The following is an 18,335-nucleotide window of genomic DNA, read 5'->3' on the forward strand; positions in this document are numbered from 1 at the left end:
ACAGATGGAGACGGACTTACAGATTGTGAGGAAACTACAGGAATCGATGATCCAAATACACCATTAGATCCAAATGATTTCGGAGATGGTATTTCAGATCCAACAGATCCATGTGATCCAATCGGAATTGATAGTACAGATACGGATGGAGACGGACTTACAGATTGTGAGGAAACTACAGGAATCGATGATCCAAATACACCATTAGATCCAAATGATTTCGGAGATGGTATTTCAGATCCAACAGATCCATGTGATCCTACAGGTTTATGTGATACCGATGGAGATGGAGTATTAGACGCTACTGAAATCTTAAATGGTACAGATCCAACAGATCCTTGTTCTTATAATGTTGAAGATGTTACAGAACCAATTATAGCAGCAATAGATTGTGATGGTGATGGAGTTATTGATGCTGACGAGATTATAGATGGTACAGATCCAACTAATAGCTGTGATTTCATAATTGATAGCATGACACAAGAACCATCTGCAGCTTGGGCAGCAGGTGATTGTGATAATGATAATGTACTAAATGGAGAAGAGTTAGGTTATGGAGATACTGATGGAGATGGCATGCCAAACTTTAATGATACGGATGATGATAATGATGGTGTATTAACTATTAATGAAGATTATACCGATACAGATGTGTCTGATGGAGAAGTTGATCCGACAGGAGATAATGATCCAACAAACGATGATACTGATGATGATGGTACACCTGATTACTTAGATACGGATGATGATGATGATGCGATCCTAACTAGTGATGAATATCCTGGAGATGGTTTTGGCTTCGATGCATTTGATAGTGATGGTGATGGTTTGCCTGATTACTTAGAAGTAGATAATGGGGTATTAACAGAATCCGATGATGATATTGAAATATTCAATGCTGTAACCCCTAACGGAGATTACGATAATGATGTATTTACAATTGAAAACATTGAGCTATTCCCTGAGAACCAAGTAAGAATCTATAATAGATGGGGAGTATTAGTATATGATGCTTTAGGATATGGACAAAATGGAGAGTATTTTAGCGGTAGATCTAACGGTAGAGTTACTATTAGTGAAGATGAATTATTACCAGCAGGAACTTACTTCTATATTGTAACCTATGTTAAAAATGGGGAAACTAAAGAAAAAGCAGGTTATTTATACATTCATAGATAGAATTAAAAAGGAGGTAGATTAATGTCTACCTCCATTTAAAAAATAAAACATAACAAATTAGAATGAAAAATAAAATCTTACTACTAGTTATTAGTATTAGCACTATTTTTTGCTTTGAAAATTTTGCGCAGCAAGAAGCACAATATACTCAGTACATGTATAATACAATGAGTATAAACCCTGCATATGCTGGATCAAGAGAAGTCTTAAGTATAGTTGGTTTATACCGAACACAATGGGTTGGCTTAGAAGGAGCTCCAAATACACAAACATTAAGTGTTCATTCTCCAATTGGAAGTAGTGAAAAACTAGGTTTAGGATTATCTATTGTTAATGACAATATTGGTCCAACACATGAAACTAATTTTGATATTGATTTATCTTACACCTTGCATACTTCAGATAAAGGAAGATTCTCCTTTGGTTTAAAAGCAGGAGGTCATTTAATGAATATTAATTATGATGAATTAAATCGATACAATGAAGGAGATGCTGTATTGCCAACGGGTTCTATAAGTGAATTTTCCCCAAATGTAGGTGTTGGTTTATATTATCGTCATGCTGATAAATGGTATTTAGGTGTTTCTGCTCCTAACTTATTAGAAACAGAACATTTAGATGAAATAAGCTTATCTACAGCAAAAGAAAGGATTCACTATTACTTAATTGGTGGTTATGTTTTCGATTTAACAGAGAATTTAAAATTCAAACCAGCATTTTTAGGTAAAGCTGTAGAAGGTGCTCCATTACAAGTAGATTTAACCGCAAATTTTTTAATTAACGACAAACTTACTCTAGGAGCTGCATATAGATGGAGTGCTGCAGTTAGTGCTTTGGCTGGTTTTCAAATTACAGAAGGATTAATGATTGGTTTAGCATATGACAGAGAAACTACTGAGCTTGGTAAAACCAAATTTAATGATGGTTCTTATGAAATCATGCTAAGATTTGAATTGTTTAAAAAAGATAGTAAAATTATTTCTCCTAGATTCTTCTAAATAAAAGATTATGAAATTATATAAACTTACATTAATTGCATTTTTTGGTCTCTTTGTATCTTTCGGATATGCCCAAAAAGGAAAAATAAAAAAAGCAAATAAAGATTACGACCAATTCAGCTATGTAAAGACAAGTGAAGTTTTACTAGAAGTAGCAGAAGCAGGTCACAAATCTGTCGATTTATTTCAAAAATTAGGTAACTCATTCTATTTTAATAACAAAATGGAAGAAGCTGCTAAATGGTATGGAGAATTAATGGATTTAAACGAACCTATAGATGCTGAATATTACTTTAGATATGCACAAGCATTAAAATATGGTGAAAACTATGAAGAGTCCGATAAATGGATGCAAAAGTTTAATGATTCTAGATCTAATGATTCTAGAGGAAGAGCTTTTGCTTCTACAGTAGATTATCTTGCTAAAATTGAAAAAGCTAGTAAAGATTTTGAAGTAACCAATATGGACTTTAATTCTGAAGTTTCTGATTTTGGAACTACACAATATAAAAACAAACTAATATTTGCTTCTTCAAGAGGGGATGGTAATATTTATAAATGGAATGATCAACCATTCTTAGATTTATACGCTGTAGAAAAACAAGAAGATGGCTCTTATATTAATGTAGAAAGCTATGATGAAACTGTAAATACTCCTTATCATGAATCTACACCTTCATTTACTCCAGACGATCAAATAATGTTTTTTACACGTAATAATTATACGAATAAAAAACTAAAAAAAGATAGTGAAGATGTTACTAGATTAAAACTATATAGAGCTAGATTACAGGAAGATGAAACATGGGGAGATGTTGAGTCAATTCATTTTAATAGCAATCAGTATAGCGTTGCACATCCAACAGTTAATGTATATGGTACAAAACTATATTTTGCTTCCGATATGCCAGACACACAAGGTGAATCAGACTTATATGTTGTAGATATTAATACAGACGGTACTTTAGGTACACCAAAAAATTTAGGATCTAGAATTAATACAGAAGGACAAGAAACATTTCCTTTTATAAATGAAAAAGGAGATTTATTCTTTTCCTCTAACGGCTATCCTGGTTTAGGAGGATTAGACGTATACGTGATTAGAGATTTTGAAAATAAATACGAAAGCGCTTCTACATTAGTAGTAGAAAATATAGCGAAACCAATTAACAGTCCGCAAGATGATTTTGCATACTATGAAAACTTAGGAACTAATGAGGGATTCTTTTCTTCAAATAGACTAAACGGAAAAGGCGATGATGATATCTATAGTTTTGCAGCTATTGAAAATAAATGCGAACAAATAGTGGAAGGTATTGTTAAAGATAAAAATACAAGAGAATTATTACCAGAGTCTACAGTTATCTTATTTGATAAAGACGGTAAAGAAAAAGAAAGGTTAGTTGTTGGAGAAGACGCTACTTTTGCTTTTAACCTAGCATGTGAAGAAGAATATTTAGTTCGTGCTCAGAAACAAGATTATGCTTCCGATGAAGTACGTTTTACAACACCTAGTACTAAACAAGAATTAGAGTTAGAGCTTAACTTATCTAAAGAAGTTAGAGAAATTAAGGTAGGAACAGATTTAGCTAAAGTATTAGATATTCCAATTATTTATTTCGACTTTGATAAATCTAATATTAGACCAGATGCTGCTTTAGAATTACAAAAAGTAATTGCTGTTATGAAGCAATATCCTAATATGAAAATAGATGTACGTTCTCATACAGATTCTAGAGCTCCTTATGCGTATAACGAAGCCTTATCTAAAAGAAGAAACAAATCTACTATAGCACATATCATTAACGTTGGTTTAATCGATGCTAATCGATTAACAGGTAAAGGATATGGAGAAAGAGTTTTAACGAATAGATGTTCTGATGGTGTACCATGTACAGAAGAAGAACACCAACTTAACAGACGTAGTGAATTTATTGTAGTTTCGATGGACTAATAATAAAAAAATAGTAATAAAAAACCACCAATAAATTGGTGGTTTTTTTATTTAAAATCCATTTTTTATTTAAAAAAAAGCAAGCTTAAATTAAGCTTGCTTTTTTTGTAGTGACCTCGACAGGATTCAAACCTGTAACCTCTTGAGCCGTAATCAAGTGCGCTATTCAGTTGCGCCACGAGGCCATTTTTGTGGGTGCAAATATATTTCTTTTTAATAGAATCACAAAGTAAAGAGGAAATTTATTTTAAATTTTATTAAAGAGAAAAACTTCTAATTCATAACATGTGTTTTAAAGCATTTATGAAGATAAGGTATATTATTGTGTTACATTTTATTTCATAGCCTAAAAGCATAAGAAAATAGCTCTAAGAGATGAAATACAAGGTAGAAACTAATGTAAGATGAGCATATGTATAACGCTTAATCCAAAGCATTTTTAGTCACATAAACTTTCCAACCAAAAATTGCCATTTGTATTTTTGAAGCTTTACTTAAATCTAAACCTTGTTTTGTGTAACTAGGCAATACTATTTTATTCGCTTTAGCTAACAATTTAAATATTTTCTTTTTCATGACTTAAAAGCAATGTATTAAGTTGTAAACTTATTGCTTTACATGCACTTTGCCAAATATTGATTATAAAGAGTAAAACTCATTCTAGACTAAGTTTTACTTTTGTTACATACTATAAATTAGTAAGTATTAGTTCAATTAATGTTTTAGCAAGAGTTAGCATAGTTTTTAGTTTTTAAAGATTAATAAGCGTTTTGTTTTTGTAATGTTTTTTCAATATATATTTTTTCGAAACTATAGTCCAAATGTTTCTAATAAAAAGAATGGTTTTGAATATTATATTACAACAAAAATAACGCATTGTATATTAAATTGTAACCTTATCCTCTTAGTTTGTGTTTTGTTTTGTAGCTGTTAACCGGTTTTATGTTTTATAGTGTTATTTTTTAAGGAGGTTTTTAGCATTGTTTTAAATATTGTAGGCAATTTTTTGTTAAAAAAGAATGTTTTAATTCGTTATCCTCTTTTTTTTAGTATTAAAAACATTAAAAAACAGGATTTTTTATTTTGTAGATTTTTTTCTATAAGTGTTAAAGTTATGTATTTCTAGAGGTTAAAACTCTCTTAAACTTAAATGGATATGTACTTTTACTAAAAATTTCCCTAATGAAAACAAATTATACTTTATTACTATTTTTATTGATATATCAATTTTCTTTTAGTCAAATTGTAATTAATGAAGTCGATTGCGATACACCAAGTACAGATGATAAGGAGTTCATTGAACTTAAATCTGACACACCAAACTTTCCTTTAGATGGTTATGTTTTGGTTTTGTTTAACGGTAATGGAGATGATAGTTACTTTACTTTAGATCTAGATGGATACCAAACAGATCCAAACGGTTTACTTTTAATTGGTAGTGATTCTGTAACACCTTTTCCGCAAGTATTAATCTCATTAAATACCATTCAAAATGGAGCTGATGCTGTTGCTATATATTTAGGAAATGCTTCTGATTTTCCTGAAGAAACACCAGCTACACAAACTAATTTAATCGATGCTTTGGTTTATGATACTTCCGATTCGGATGATACAGAACTAATGGCAGCCTTAGGTGTTACAGAGCAAATAAATGAAGGTTCTGGTAATAATACCAATTCGATTCAACTTTTACAAGATGGTTCATATATCTCTACAACACCTACGCCAAGAGCGATTAATGATGGAGTTGGAGAAGCTGTTGTTGCTATTAACATGTCTACAGATCAAATAATATATAATGAAGGAGATGTTTTTGATATTGTTTTTTCAACCGAAGAAAACGTAACAGAAGATGTAACCTTTAGTTTTACTTTAGATAATTACGGATTTAATACTACCGATTTTACAGGAAATACAACTGTAACAATAGCTAACGGTTCAAATTCTGTAACAACTACAATAACCATAATTAACGATACCTTAGATGAAGGTGATGAAGAACCTATAGTGAAGTTCGTTCCTCTAGATTGGCCTTATATAGCTAATAATAATTTTTTAAAATTAAGAGCTGTGGATGATGATTATACCATGGCTAATTTTGGTACACCTTCCAATCAATTTAATCCATTTTTAGGAAATGTAACAAGTACACAACCAGAAGGATATTATGACAGTTTACATGGTTTACAAGACGAAGAATTACGTCAAGCGCTTCAAGATATTATTGCAGAAGAAGGTGTGGTAAGAGCACAAACCTATGCAGATGTAATTGATATTTTAAAAGAAGCAGATCAAAACCCAGAGCATAGTAACGAAGTTTGGTTATTATACACAGAGCAAGGTAGATCGAAGTTAGAAAATCATACAGGAGGTAGCAGTACAGGTAAATGGAATAGAGAGCATACGTACCCTAGATCTCGTGGTACTTTTTATGATATCGATGCAGATGATATAGCAGATGGAAAAGAAGTTTTTTGGAACACTACTGCAGATTCACTTCGTCATGGATATTCTGATGCACATGCTTTAAGAGCTGCAGATGGACCAGAGAATAGCTCACGAAATAATAAAAATTATGGAGATCCTGCTTTTGGAGGGTATGATGGTCCAAATAATACTGCTGCTAGTTTTTATGGCGATGTTGCAAGAAGTGTGTTCTTTATGGCTGTTCGTTACAACGGATTAGCTCTTGTAAATGGTTATCCTGAAGATATAGATGAAAATGACGGAACTCTTGGTGATCTAGCAACCTTGTTAGAATGGCATAGAAATGATCCTCCAGACGATTATGAAATGAACAGAAACAATGTAGTATATACTTGGCAGATGAATAGAAACCCTTTTATAGATCAACCAGATTTAGTAGAATATATTTGGGGAAATCAAGTAGATCTAGATGTAACTTGGGATCAAGGATTGAGTATTTCGGAAACCAATGCGCTTCAAGTGCAAGTGTATCCTAATCCAGCGAGAAATGTTGTTTATATTAACGGACTTTTAAATAAAGCTACTGTAGAAGTTTTCTCTGTGGAAGGACGAAAAGTAGAAACCTATAACATCCATGGTAATTCGGTTTTAAATACTAACCTTTCTAGTGGAATGTATTTGTTTAAAATTACTTCTGAAGATAAAACCACAATAAAGAAAATAGTGATTCAATAGAATTTAATCGCATAAAAAAAATCGCAAACATAATGTTTGCGATTTTTTTTTTTTTTAATTATTTCTTGGTCTTTACTTGTATAACGCCATCCTTCGCCTTACCTCCATAAATTCTTGTATGCTTTTCTCCTTTTAATACATTTATGGTTTCAATATTATTTGGATCTAAAGCTTCTAATTCTTCACTAGTAGATTCTTTGTCGTCAATAAAAATTAATGGACTATTTTCACTATCGGTTGAAATAACAAGTTTATTGTCTTTCGTTTTTGTTTTAACAACTTTTATGTCATTTGCTCCACCTTCTTCAACAACCCAAGTTTGTTTTTCTTTGGAGTTTTTAATTTCTTCTTTAACAACGTTTCCATCTTTATCTTTGGCAATAAAATAAACTTTTTCATTATTTTCTGATGCATCCGAATTTAAATCAATAACATTCGTATTTCTTTTTATAATTACTTTGGTGTCTTTAGGATTTCCTTTATCGTCTTCCGTTAAAACAACCAAATTACTACCAGAACCAGATTTTACAACTTTAGTGTTTTCATCCTCAATAATATAAATTTCGTTTTTTTCTATGGTACCAATCGAAATACTTTCCTCATCACTATTATAAGTTATTTTAATTGGTTTTATAGCATTGCTAGAATTAGAACTAAAGTTTGTTTTCGTGTTTTTAGATTTTGCTTCAATTTTAATTGTAATAATTTCATTTTGTTCATTGCGTTCAATGCTTTTAAAATCAAGATGTACACCTTTATTTTTAAAATCACTTTTTACTTTTTCTAATGCAGCATCTGTAAAATCTTTATTTATAATAAGGACTTCAATATCCCCAACAGTTTGTATGATGGTTGAATAGCTTTGATTTACATACAATTCTTTTGTACTAAAACTCATTAAAAATACCGTTAATAATGGTAGAACTAAGGTGTACTTTAAAACGTTTAGTTTATTGGATTTTGATTTGTGTAACATAACGATTCGTTTTTTGATTAAGGAGGTGTAAAAATTATTTGTAAGTATTAATTGCATATTGGAAACGGTTGTTTTAAGTAAAACATATTCGTAACTTTTTTTACAGGAGGAAATACTTTGTGCATTTTTATCGGCAATAAATTCTAAATTTTGTTGTATTTCTTTTTTGTAAAACCAAATGAGCGGATTAAACCAAAAAACAATACTTGCTAACTGTGCTAATAAGATATCTATAGAGTGTAGTTGACTTGCATGCACTTTTTCATGATTTATAATATGTGCTAATTCAACAGTATTAAATTGTTTTGGATTGTATACTATATAACTGAAAAATGAAAAAGGCAAAACCGAATTTTCCGTTTCCAGGTATGTTAAACCATCCTTTTTATAAGATTTGTTTTTAAGAAGCAATCGAATTAGTGAAACGAATTCAAGTATTAGCTTTATTAAAAAGAAACTAACTCCAAGTAAATAAATACTTGATATTAAAATAAAATTATAATCCCACTTTGTTGTTGTTGCAGAAGTTGTATTTGTGGAAAAATCCGAAATGTTAACTACGGTATTTGGGTTTTCTATATAAATTGGAATTATTAAGAGCGGTAAAAAAAATGCAGCTAGTAAGCCTATAAATAAAAACAGCCTGTTACTTTCAAAAAAAGTTTCCCGTTGTAAAAATAGTTTATAACAAAAATAAAATATCGCTATAATAGCGGATGCTTTAAGTAAATATTCCATCCTTATTTTTTTTGTTCAATTATAGATATAATTTCTTTTAATTCGGCAATGCTAATTTTTTCTTCTTTAGCAAAAAAAGAAACGACACTTTTATAAGAACTGTTAAAATAGTTCTCTATTGCGGTGTTCATAAATTTCTTTTTATATGCTTCTTTACTTATAATAGGGAAGTATTGATGAGTTTTTCCAAAGGCATTATAACTAACATATTTTTTTTCTTCTAGATGCCTAATAATTGTAGAAAGCGTGTTATAATGTGGTTTTTCGTCTTTAATCTCTGCTAATACGTCTTTTACAAAAGCTTTTTCAAGTTTCCATAAAATGTGCATGATCTCTTCTTCTTTATTTGTTAGTTTTTGCATACTGCTGATTTTATACAAAGTAAAGCTATAACTATTATTGTAGTTATACAACTAATTGTGTAGTTATTTAACTAAATTTTAAGTTTTGCTTTTTCATTTAGAAGAAATACTATCTTCGCATTTTAAATTCTTCAAAGCTTTTGCTAAGAAGTCAAAAATATAAATATGAGTATTGCTTTTTTAATTTTAGGATTTGTTTTATTAGTAATAGGAGGAGAGTTTTTAGTTAGGGCTTCAGTAGCTTTATCTTTTAAACTAAACATATCTAAAATCGTTATAGGTATGACAGTGGTTTCCTTTGCTACTTCAGCGCCAGAGTTACTTGTAAGCTTAAATGCGGCATTATCTGGTTCGCCAGCAATTGCAATAAATAATGTTGTAGGTTCTAATATTGCTAATATTGGTTTGGTTTTAGGTATAACTGCTATAGTTGGTGCAATTGGTGTTGATAAGTCGTTTTATAAAGTGAATTGGCCTGTAATGATGCTGTTTTCTATAGCTTTATACTATTTTCTTTGGAATGATAGTCAACTTACAGCAATCGAGGGAGGCGTATTGTTTGCAGGATTACTTGTGTTTATCATCTTTTTAATAAAAAGTCAGAAAAATGAAGAGGTTTCCGATGAAGTTGATGATGCTTTAGCAACGGTTTCTAATTTTAAAATGACTATTTGGTTACTTATAGGAGCTCTAGCTTTATATTTTGGTAGTGAGTGGCTAGTAAAAGGAGCTACAGAAATAGCGACACAGCTTGGTGTGAGTGAAGCTGTAATTGGTGTAACTATGATTGCTATAGGAACAAGTGTTCCGGAACTTGCAGCTTCTATAATTGCTGCTGCAAAACAAGAAAAAGCTATTTCTTTAGGGAATTTATTAGGTTCTAATATCTTTAATATTGGTTCTGTGCTTGGTTTAACTTCTATAATTAAAACGATTCCTGTAACAGAGCCTTTAATATTATCTCGGGATATCTTTTGGATGTTAATTTTTGCTTCTAGTGTTTTAGTACTAGCATTACTACCAAAGCGACATGAGATAAATAAAATAAAAGGATTTACACTAGTTGTACTTTATGGTATTTTTATTTTCTTAGTATTTAGAGGATAAAAAAAAGGTTATCAATTAAGATAACCTTTTTAGTGGATAATTAAATAATGTAAACGGTATTAGCTAATATTTGCAGATTTAACTGTTTTAATAATTCTACCAGCAATTTTATATGGATCTCCATTAGAAGCAGGTCTTCTGTCTTCTAACCAACCTTTCCATCCTTTTTCTACGGTAATAATTGGAATACGAATAGATGCTCCTCTATCAGAAACTCCCCAAGAGAAATCTGTAATAGCAGCTGTTTCATGTAAACCAGTTAAACGTTGATCGTTAAACTCTCCATAAACAGCAATATGTTCTTTTACAACTGGACGGAAAGCTTCACAGATTTTTCCGTAAATTTCTTCAGATCCACATGTTCTTAAAACTTCATTTGAGAAATTTGCATGCATACCAGATCCATTCCAGTCCATATCCTTACCTAATGGTTTTGGATGATAGTCAATGTAAAAACCATATTTTTCAGTCAAACGGTCTAGTAAATATCTAGCAATCCATATTTCATCTCCTGCTTTCTTAGCTCCTTTAGCAAACAATTGGAATTCCCATTGTCCTGAAGCAACCTCTTGGTTTATACCTTCAAAGTTTAATCCAGCATCAATACATAAATCGGCATGTTCTTCAACTAAATCTCTACCATGTGTGTTTTTTCCACCTACAGAACAGTAATACATTCCTTGAGGTGCTGGATAACCACCAATAGGGAATCCTAATGGTAACTGTGTTTTGGTATCCATAATAAAATATTCTTGCTCAAAACCAAACCAAAAATCATTATCGTCGTCATCAATAGTAGCTCTTCCATTAGATACATGAGGAGTTCCATCTGCATTTAATACTTCAGTCATTACTAGGTATCCATTAATTCTGTCTGGATCTGGGTAAATTGCTACAGGTTTTAATAAACAGTCCGAAGCACCTCCAGAAGCTTGTCTAGTCGACGATCCATCAAAAGACCACATGCCTAATTCTTCAATAGTACCTTTAAAGTTTTCGTGCTCTTCTACTTTGGTTTTACTTCTCATGTTTTGTGTAGGGAAGTAACCATCTAGCCAAATGTATTCTAATTTAATTTTTGCCATAATAAAATTTTTGTTTTATCTAATATAATATTACAAATATTGCTTTTTTTTTTATTTAGTCAAAAAAAATGGGGGGTTTAAGTTGAAATAATGTTAATTATTATTATTAACCCTATTTTTTAGTAGGTAGTAATGTAAATATTAAAGATTTCGTATTTTTGAATAAAAATATTAATAATATGTCAACATTAAGATTTCACGCACTAAAAGAAACTTATAATAGAATACCAGTACTTATTGAAGAAAAAGAAAGACGTTCTTCTATTTTTGGAGCGAATGTTTTTAATGAAGATACCATGCTTCAATATTTAACAAAAGAAGCTTTTAATAGTGTTCAAGATGCTATTAAAAATGGTTCTAAAATAGATCGAGTAATTGCAGATCATATTTCAACAGGAATGAAAGAATGGGCGATTTCTAAAGGAGTTACACATTATACACACTGGTTTCAACCGTTAACTGGAGCAACAGCAGAAAAACACGATGCATTTTTTGAGCCAATTGGAAACACAAGGGCTATTGAAAAGTTTGAAGGTGGGCAACTAGTACAACAAGAACCGGACGCTTCCAGTTTTCCAAACGGAGGAATACGAAACACTTTTGAAGCTCGTGGTTATACCGCTTGGGATCCAACCTCTCCAGCATTTATTTATGGAACAACTCTTTGTGTGCCAACCGTATTTGTGTCTTATACAGGCGAAGCTTTAGATTATAAAACACCATTATTACGCGCTTTACAGGCTGTAGATCAAGCGGCAGTAGCTGTTTGTAAATATTTTGATAAAAATGTAAAAAAAGTAAATGCTTCTTTAGGTTGGGAGCAAGAGTATTTTTTAATAGATCTTGCTTTGGCTAATTCACGTCCAGATATAGTGTTAACTGGTCGTACTTTATTAGGGCATTCTCCAGCAAAAGGACAACAATTAGACGATCATTATTTTGGTACCATACCGAATAGAGCAATGGCTTATATGCGTGATTTAGAAACCGAATGCATGTTGCTTGGTATTCCTGTTAAAACGAGACATAACGAGGTTGCTCCTAATCAATTTGAATTAGCTCCTGTTTATGAAGAGGCTAACCTTGCAGTAGACCATAATTCGTTACTTATGGATGTTATGGATAAAATTGCAGCTCGCCATAATTTTAAAGTCCTTTTTCATGAAAAACCATTTGCAGGAGTAAACGGTTCTGGAAAGCATAATAACTGGAGCTTAACTACAGATACTGGTGTAAATCTTTTAAGCCCAGGTAAAACACCAATGAGTAATCTACAGTTTTTAACCTTTTTTATTAATACAATAAAGGCGGTTTATGATAATGAAGAATTACTTCGTGCAGCAATTGCATCTGCAAGCAACGATCATCGATTAGGAGCTAACGAAGCTCCACCAGCTATTATTTCTGTGTTTATAGGTGAGCAGTTAACAAAAACCTTAAGTGAGCTCGAAAACGTAACGAATGGTAAATTGTCTCCAGAAGAAAAAACAGACTTAAAACTAAATGTAGTAGGTAAAATACCAGATGTATTGCTAGATAATACTGACAGAAATAGAACTTCACCTTTCGCATTTACAGGAAATAAATTTGAATTTAGAGCAGTTGGTTCTACTGCAAATTGCGCAAACCCAATGACAGTTTTAAATGCAATAGTTGCAAAGCAATTAATAGAATTTAAAGGAGAAGTGGATGTATTAATCGATAAGAAAAACTTAAAAAAAGATGAAGCTGTTTTTAACATATTAAGAGAGTATATTAAGAAGTCTAAAAATATTTTATTTGAAGGAAATGGTTATGGTGAAGCTTGGGAAAAAGAAGCTAAAAAACGAGGGTTAAGTAATAATAAAACAACTCCCGAAGCTTTAAAAGCTAAAGTATCTAAAAAAGCAATCCATTTGTTTGGAGACCTAGGTATCATGAATAAAGTAGAAGTAGAAGCGCGTTACGAAATAGAAGTAGAGCAATATACCATGCGCTTACAAATAGAAAGTCGTGTGCTTGGTGATATCGCTAGAAATCATATTGTACCAACTGCAGTAAAATACCAAAATGTTTTAATAGAAAATGTTAGAGGTCTTAAAGAAATCTATGGCACAAGTTTTAAAAAGTTAGCTAAAGAGCAAATGCTTTTAATTGAAGACATTTCTAGTCACTTAGAGTCTTTAAATTCTAATGTAACTAATATGACTAATGCACGTAAAACTGCTAATAATCTAGAGGATATCGAAAAAAAAGCAGCGGCATATTGCTTTAAAGTAAAGCCAATTTTTAGTGATATTAGGTATCATTGTGATAAATTAGAATTACTAGTAGACGATGAGCTTTGGCCATTAACAAAATACAGAGAATTATTATTTACAAATTAAGAAAAATCGTACGTTTTATTAGGCTACTTCACTAGAAGTAGCTTTTTTTTTACTGCTAAATCTTCTTGATTGTAGTTTGTCTATATTAATTTGCATATCAACGAATTAATAAAAAAATAATGATTTGCCATCTCCTTTTTTATTATTTTAGCACTGCTATTAATCAATAATCAATTTAAAATGAAGAGGCTTTTCTTAAGTGTCCTTATGCTCATGGTTGCGACATTCATATTCTCGCAAGCTAGTAAAGAAAAAGAGGATCAAGATTTCAAAAAAGATTTAGTACAGAATCAACAAAAGGTTCAACATAATATTAACTAGTTTTAGTTAGTAAATAACGCTACAAGTTATTTTGTGTTAATTTAAGTTTTTAAGTATTTTAAAATAAAGACAAATGGACTTTCTTCATTTGTCTTTATTATTTTTATGATATGCATCTTTTACCCCAAAAAACAATTACAATGATTTCTAATTACAAACAGCTTTTTATTATTTTCTTTCTGTGTTTATTTGTTTTACAATCAAGTGCGCAAAATAAAAATGAAGAGGATAAAGAAACTATAGATAAATCACATGAATTCTTTTATAAGTATCGCGGTGATAATGTTTTTACAGCTGCTCTAGGTACTGCAGTTATTAATGGAGATTTTCCAGATCCTTTATTCGAATTTTATGGACAAGTAGGTTTTAAAAGGTATATAAATCCTTATGTTAACGTGAATTTTACGTATAATAAATTTAATCTTGCGCATAAAAATATTAGTAATACTGGTTATATGTCTTTTGATCTTAATGTAGAAAGTACCATTATGCCAGATCGTTTTTTTACTCCTTTTGTTTTTGCTGGTGCAGGTATTAATGCTTCAAACTATTTTAACGAAACTGGAATGAAAATTCAAGGAGGTTTTGGTATAGAATACATAATTATGGAAGATTTTGGAGTTAAATTATTTACAGATTATAATCATACTTTTTCTGATGACCTAGATGGAAAAGTTTATGGAAAAGCGAATGATACTTTTTGGCGAATAGCTTTTGGCCTTAATTATTACTTTGGTAATTCAAATAAAAAGCAGCAAATACCTGAGGATGCACCAACAATTATTAATTCCAATCCAATAATTCATAAATAACTAAAATACTATTCTTATTTTTGTTGCTCAAAATATATTTCATGAGCCAAGATGTAAGTAAAAGATATGCGCAAAGAGGAGTTTCTGCTTCTAAAGAAGATGTGCATAACGCTATAAAAAATATAGATAAAGGATTGTTCCCAAAGGCATTCTGTAAAATTGTTCCAGATTATTTAACTAATGATGATGATTATTGTTTAATCATGCATGCAGATGGAGCAGGAACAAAGTCTTCGCTTGCATACATGTATTGGAAAGAAACAGGAGATATATCTGTTTGGAAAGGCATTGCTCAAGATGCTCTTATCATGAATATTGACGATTTACTTTGCGTTGGCGCTACAGATAATATCATGCTTTCTTCGACCATAGGTAGGAATAAAAACTTAATACCTGGAGAGGTTATTTCTGCAATTATTAACGGAACTGAAGAGTTAATACAAGATTTAAAAACCTTTGGTGTTACTATTCACTCAACAGGAGGGGAAACAGCAGATGTTGGAGATTTAGTAAGAACCATCATTGTAGACTCTACGGTAACTGCAAGAATGAAGCGTGAAGATGTTATAGACAATGCTAATATAAAACCAGGAGATGTAATTGTTGGCCTTGAAAGTTTTGGTCAAGCTACTTACGAGAAAGAGTATAATGGAGGAATGGGAAGTAATGGTTTAACTTCTGCAAGACATGATGTGTTTTCAAAATATCTGGCTGAAAAATATCCAGAAAGTTTTGACGCTTCTGTTCCAGAAGATTTAGTGTACTCTGGAAATACCAAACTAACAGATGCTGTAGCAGACGCACCTATAGATGCAGGAAAACTAGTATTGTCTCCTACAAGAACATACGCGCCAATTATAAGTGCAATCTTAGCTAAATATAATAGTGATACACTTCACGGAATGGTACACTGTTCTGGAGGAGCACAAACTAAAATTCTACACTTTATAGATAACCTTCATATTGTAAAAGATAATATGTTCGTTGTTCCACCTTTATTTAAACTTATTCAAGAACAATCTAAAACAGATTGGAAAGAAATGTACCAAGTATTTAACTGTGGACATCGAATGGAATTATACGTAACTCCTGAAATAGCTGAAGATATAATCGCTATTTCTAAATCTTTTAATGTAAATGCTAAAGTAATTGGTAGTGTGGAGGCCTCAGAAAATAAAAAATTAACAATTAAAAGTGAATATGGTGTTTTTGAGTACTAGACTTTCTTGTTAAGTTTTCATTCAGCATATTAAAAAATAACTTTATTCATTAAAACGAATAACTAATGAGTTTTGAGAAAAAAATCCTACTTATTATATCTCTACTATTATTCGTAATTAATATATATGTGATTTCAGAATATACCATTCTAGAAAACAGAATATTAAGATTGGTAAGTGTTTTTCTTTATTTTTTACTTTTCATTTATTTTAAAGGGTATAGAAACAAGGCTATATTATATGTTTTTATATGTTTTTTATTTTCAGGTTGTTTCTTGCTTTTCTATGAAAATCCAATCTATAATAAATTAACGTCTTTATTTTCAATTACAGGGTATTTAATCCTATTGGTTTTTGGATTGAAAAAGATTCAATTAAAAAAAGTAAATAAACTGCTTATTGCTTTTTTTGTGATTATAATCTCTTTAAATTTCTTTTTTCTAGATCAATTAATTCGTTTTATTACATATAAATTACATGATGATTTGCAGCAAATCATACTCTATTTTTATGGTATAATACTTGTTTTATCCTGTGTGTTTGCTGGACATTATAATTTTACTACCAACACCACAAAAGCAATGTATTTTATGTACTTTGTTTTTGGTTTTGCACTATCCGATTTTTTTGCAGTATTAGCTTACTATTTTAATATCAACTTATTATATGTGCCAGCAACATCCTTTTACTTTTTTGCTTTCTTTTTTATCATAAGGTATGCTATCCATGATTATAAAGAAGAAGAACAGGTGTTATTAAATCCGTAATTATAGAAACTAATCTTGGGTATTTCGATTATTTATGTACAGTTTGTTTTCTTGTTAAAATTTGTTAAAAACATTAAATATTTTCTTTAAGTATTTAAATTCGTATGCTATTAAATTTTACAAATGAAAAAAATTTTAATTCTATTACTCGTTCTTTCTGTACAGTTCACTTTTGCACAATCCCCTGTTAAAGTTGTTGATACCACTACAAAAAAGAGTTTTCCTAAATGGAAAAATAAAAATATAGCTACTTTAGATGTTAGTGAAGTAGCTTTTGTAAACTGGAATTCTGGAGGAAGTAATTCTATTTCCGCATTATTAGGATTTGTAAGTGAAGCAAACTATAAATTCAAACACTTTTTTTGGAACAACAATATTAATATTCGATATGGTATTAATAAGCAACAAAGTCAAGAGCTAAGAAAAACCGAAGATTTAATAGAGGTTAACTCTAATATTGGTTATCGAAAAGATAGTTTAACCAATTGGTTTTTTACTTCAAAGTTTAATTTTAAAACGCAATTTACAAACGGTTATACCTATCCAAATACCACAAATGCAATTTCTAAATTCATGGCTCCAGGCTATTTATTTTATGGCGTTGGAATTGAATATGGAAAAAACATAGAAAAACTATCTGTGTACTTTTCTCCTGCAACTACTAAATCTACTTTTGTTTTAGATCAAGAATTAGCAAATTCAGGAGCTTTTGGTGTAACTCCAGCGGTGCTAGACGATGAAGATAATGTAATAAAGAAAGGAGAACGAGTACGAAATGAATTCGGTATACTCATTACCAATGCCTACGAAACAGAAATTGCTAAAAACATTTATATGAAGCATTTAGTTAGTTTATATACAGATTATTTAAATGATTTTGGTAACATAGATGCAGATTGGCAAGTAAACTTAGACTTTAAAGTAAACAACTATATTAGAGCAAATTTAGGTTCACATTTAAAATATGATAACGATGTGAAAAATTTAATGGCTATTAACGAAGAAACAGAAGAGGAAGAATATGTAGAAGAAGGGGCTAAAGTACAATGGAAACAAATTCTTGGTATTGGTGTTGTAGTAGATTTTTAAACAAACCCTTTTATTATAAAGATAAATATACTAGCTACTAAACAGTCTATTAAAAATAAAAAACTAAGAAGTTTTAGGTTAGACACACCGACCATTTTATAAAAGCCAATTCTTTTTCTAACACTAAAATCATTGAGTAGTAAACCAAATAAAATAACAACAAATAACTTTGTTAGAATAGTAAGTAAAAAACTTTGAC

14 protein-coding genes and 1 tRNA gene are annotated in these 18,335 nt (G+C 30.6%); 10 read left to right on the forward strand and 5 right to left on the reverse strand.

Annotated elements, in window-relative coordinates:
• From Q4512_RS15580 to Q4512_RS15590, 3 genes are all read left to right on the forward strand, one after another.
• Positions 1-1,179 (forward strand): gliding motility-associated C-terminal domain-containing protein (locus Q4512_RS15580; protein WP_303426256.1); only part of this gene is annotated, 1,179 nt, incomplete at its 5' end.
• A gap of 62 nt (positions 1,180-1,241) precedes the next feature.
• Positions 1,242-2,177, forward strand: coding sequence for a type IX secretion system membrane protein PorP/SprF (locus tag Q4512_RS15585; protein WP_303426257.1), 936 nt, complete (start codon positions 1,242-1,244; stop codon positions 2,175-2,177).
• Positions 2,178-2,187: 10 nt separating this feature from the next.
• Positions 2,188-4,131, forward strand: a complete 1,944-nt coding sequence (locus tag Q4512_RS15590) for an OmpA family protein (protein ID WP_303426258.1) — start codon at positions 2,188-2,190, stop codon at positions 4,129-4,131.
• 111 nt (positions 4,132-4,242) lie between these two features.
• On the opposite strand, the gene Q4512_RS15595 is transcribed toward Q4512_RS15590, so the two are convergent.
• Together Q4512_RS15595 and Q4512_RS15600 are read right to left on the reverse strand one after the other, a co-directional pair.
• Positions 4,243-4,316 (reverse strand) — tRNA-Arg (locus tag Q4512_RS15595).
• Positions 4,317-4,554: 238 nt separating this feature from the next.
• Complete coding sequence (locus tag Q4512_RS15600; RefSeq protein ID WP_303426259.1) at positions 4,555-4,707, reverse strand: SsrA-binding protein; 153 nt, start codon at positions 4,705-4,707, stop codon at positions 4,555-4,557.
• A gap of 606 nt (positions 4,708-5,313) precedes the next feature.
• Here Q4512_RS15600 and Q4512_RS15605 point away from each other — a divergent pair.
• A complete protein-coding gene (locus Q4512_RS15605; protein ID WP_303426260.1) occupies positions 5,314-7,293 on the forward strand; it encodes an endonuclease in 1,980 nt (659 codons plus the stop codon).
• Between the two features lie 58 nt (positions 7,294-7,351).
• Here the strand turns inward: Q4512_RS15605 and Q4512_RS15610 are convergent, their stop codons facing one another.
• Both Q4512_RS15610 and Q4512_RS15615 read right to left on the reverse strand, forming a co-directional pair.
• Complete coding sequence (locus Q4512_RS15610) at positions 7,352-9,007, reverse strand: M56 family metallopeptidase (RefSeq protein ID WP_303426261.1); 1,656 nt, start codon at positions 9,005-9,007, stop codon at positions 7,352-7,354.
• Positions 9,008-9,009: 2 nt separating this feature from the next.
• The gene (locus Q4512_RS15615) at positions 9,010-9,369 is read right to left on the reverse strand and encodes a BlaI/MecI/CopY family transcriptional regulator (protein WP_303426263.1); all 360 of its coding nucleotides are present in this window, start codon (positions 9,367-9,369) and stop codon (positions 9,010-9,012) included.
• 165 nt (positions 9,370-9,534) lie between these two features.
• On the opposite strand from Q4512_RS15615, the gene Q4512_RS15620 reads away from it, so the two are divergent.
• On the forward strand, positions 9,535-10,476 hold the full coding sequence (locus tag Q4512_RS15620) for a calcium/sodium antiporter (protein ID WP_303426264.1): 942 nt from the start codon (positions 9,535-9,537) through the stop codon (positions 10,474-10,476).
• Between the two features lie 59 nt (positions 10,477-10,535).
• Here Q4512_RS15620 and Q4512_RS15625 read toward each other — a convergent pair whose 3' ends face one another.
• Positions 10,536-11,561: a glutamine synthetase beta-grasp domain-containing protein gene (locus tag Q4512_RS15625; RefSeq protein ID WP_303426266.1), complete on the reverse strand. Its 1,026-nt coding sequence runs from the start codon at positions 11,559-11,561 to the stop codon at positions 10,536-10,538.
• A 179-nt stretch (positions 11,562-11,740) separates the two neighbouring features.
• Between Q4512_RS15625 and Q4512_RS15630 the strand changes: the two genes are divergently transcribed.
• The 5 genes from Q4512_RS15630 to Q4512_RS15650 all read left to right on the forward strand — a co-directional run bounded on the left by Q4512_RS15630 (position 11,741) and on the right by Q4512_RS15650 (position 18,136).
• Positions 11,741-13,927: a glutamine synthetase III gene (locus tag Q4512_RS15630; RefSeq protein WP_303426268.1), complete on the forward strand. Its 2,187-nt coding sequence runs from the start codon at positions 11,741-11,743 to the stop codon at positions 13,925-13,927.
• A 461-nt stretch (positions 13,928-14,388) separates the two neighbouring features.
• The gene (locus Q4512_RS15635; RefSeq protein WP_303426270.1) at positions 14,389-15,060 is read left to right on the forward strand and encodes a Curli production assembly/transport component CsgG; all 672 of its coding nucleotides are present in this window, start codon (positions 14,389-14,391) and stop codon (positions 15,058-15,060) included.
• A gap of 41 nt (positions 15,061-15,101) precedes the next feature.
• Positions 15,102-16,280: an AIR synthase related protein gene (locus Q4512_RS15640; protein ID WP_303426272.1), complete on the forward strand. Its 1,179-nt coding sequence runs from the start codon at positions 15,102-15,104 to the stop codon at positions 16,278-16,280.
• Between the two features lie 359 nt (positions 16,281-16,639).
• Complete coding sequence (locus Q4512_RS15645; protein ID WP_303426273.1) at positions 16,640-17,047, forward strand: hypothetical protein; 408 nt, start codon at positions 16,640-16,642, stop codon at positions 17,045-17,047.
• Positions 17,048-17,170: 123 nt separating this feature from the next.
• Complete coding sequence (locus Q4512_RS15650) at positions 17,171-18,136, forward strand: DUF3078 domain-containing protein (protein WP_303426274.1); 966 nt, start codon at positions 17,171-17,173, stop codon at positions 18,134-18,136.
• Positions 18,137-18,335 lie beyond the last annotated feature (199 nt).

The sequence above is a fragment of the Oceanihabitans sp. 2_MG-2023 genome (assembly GCF_030547245.1).
Taxonomy (GTDB): Bacteria; Bacteroidota; Bacteroidia; order Flavobacteriales; family Flavobacteriaceae; genus Oceanihabitans.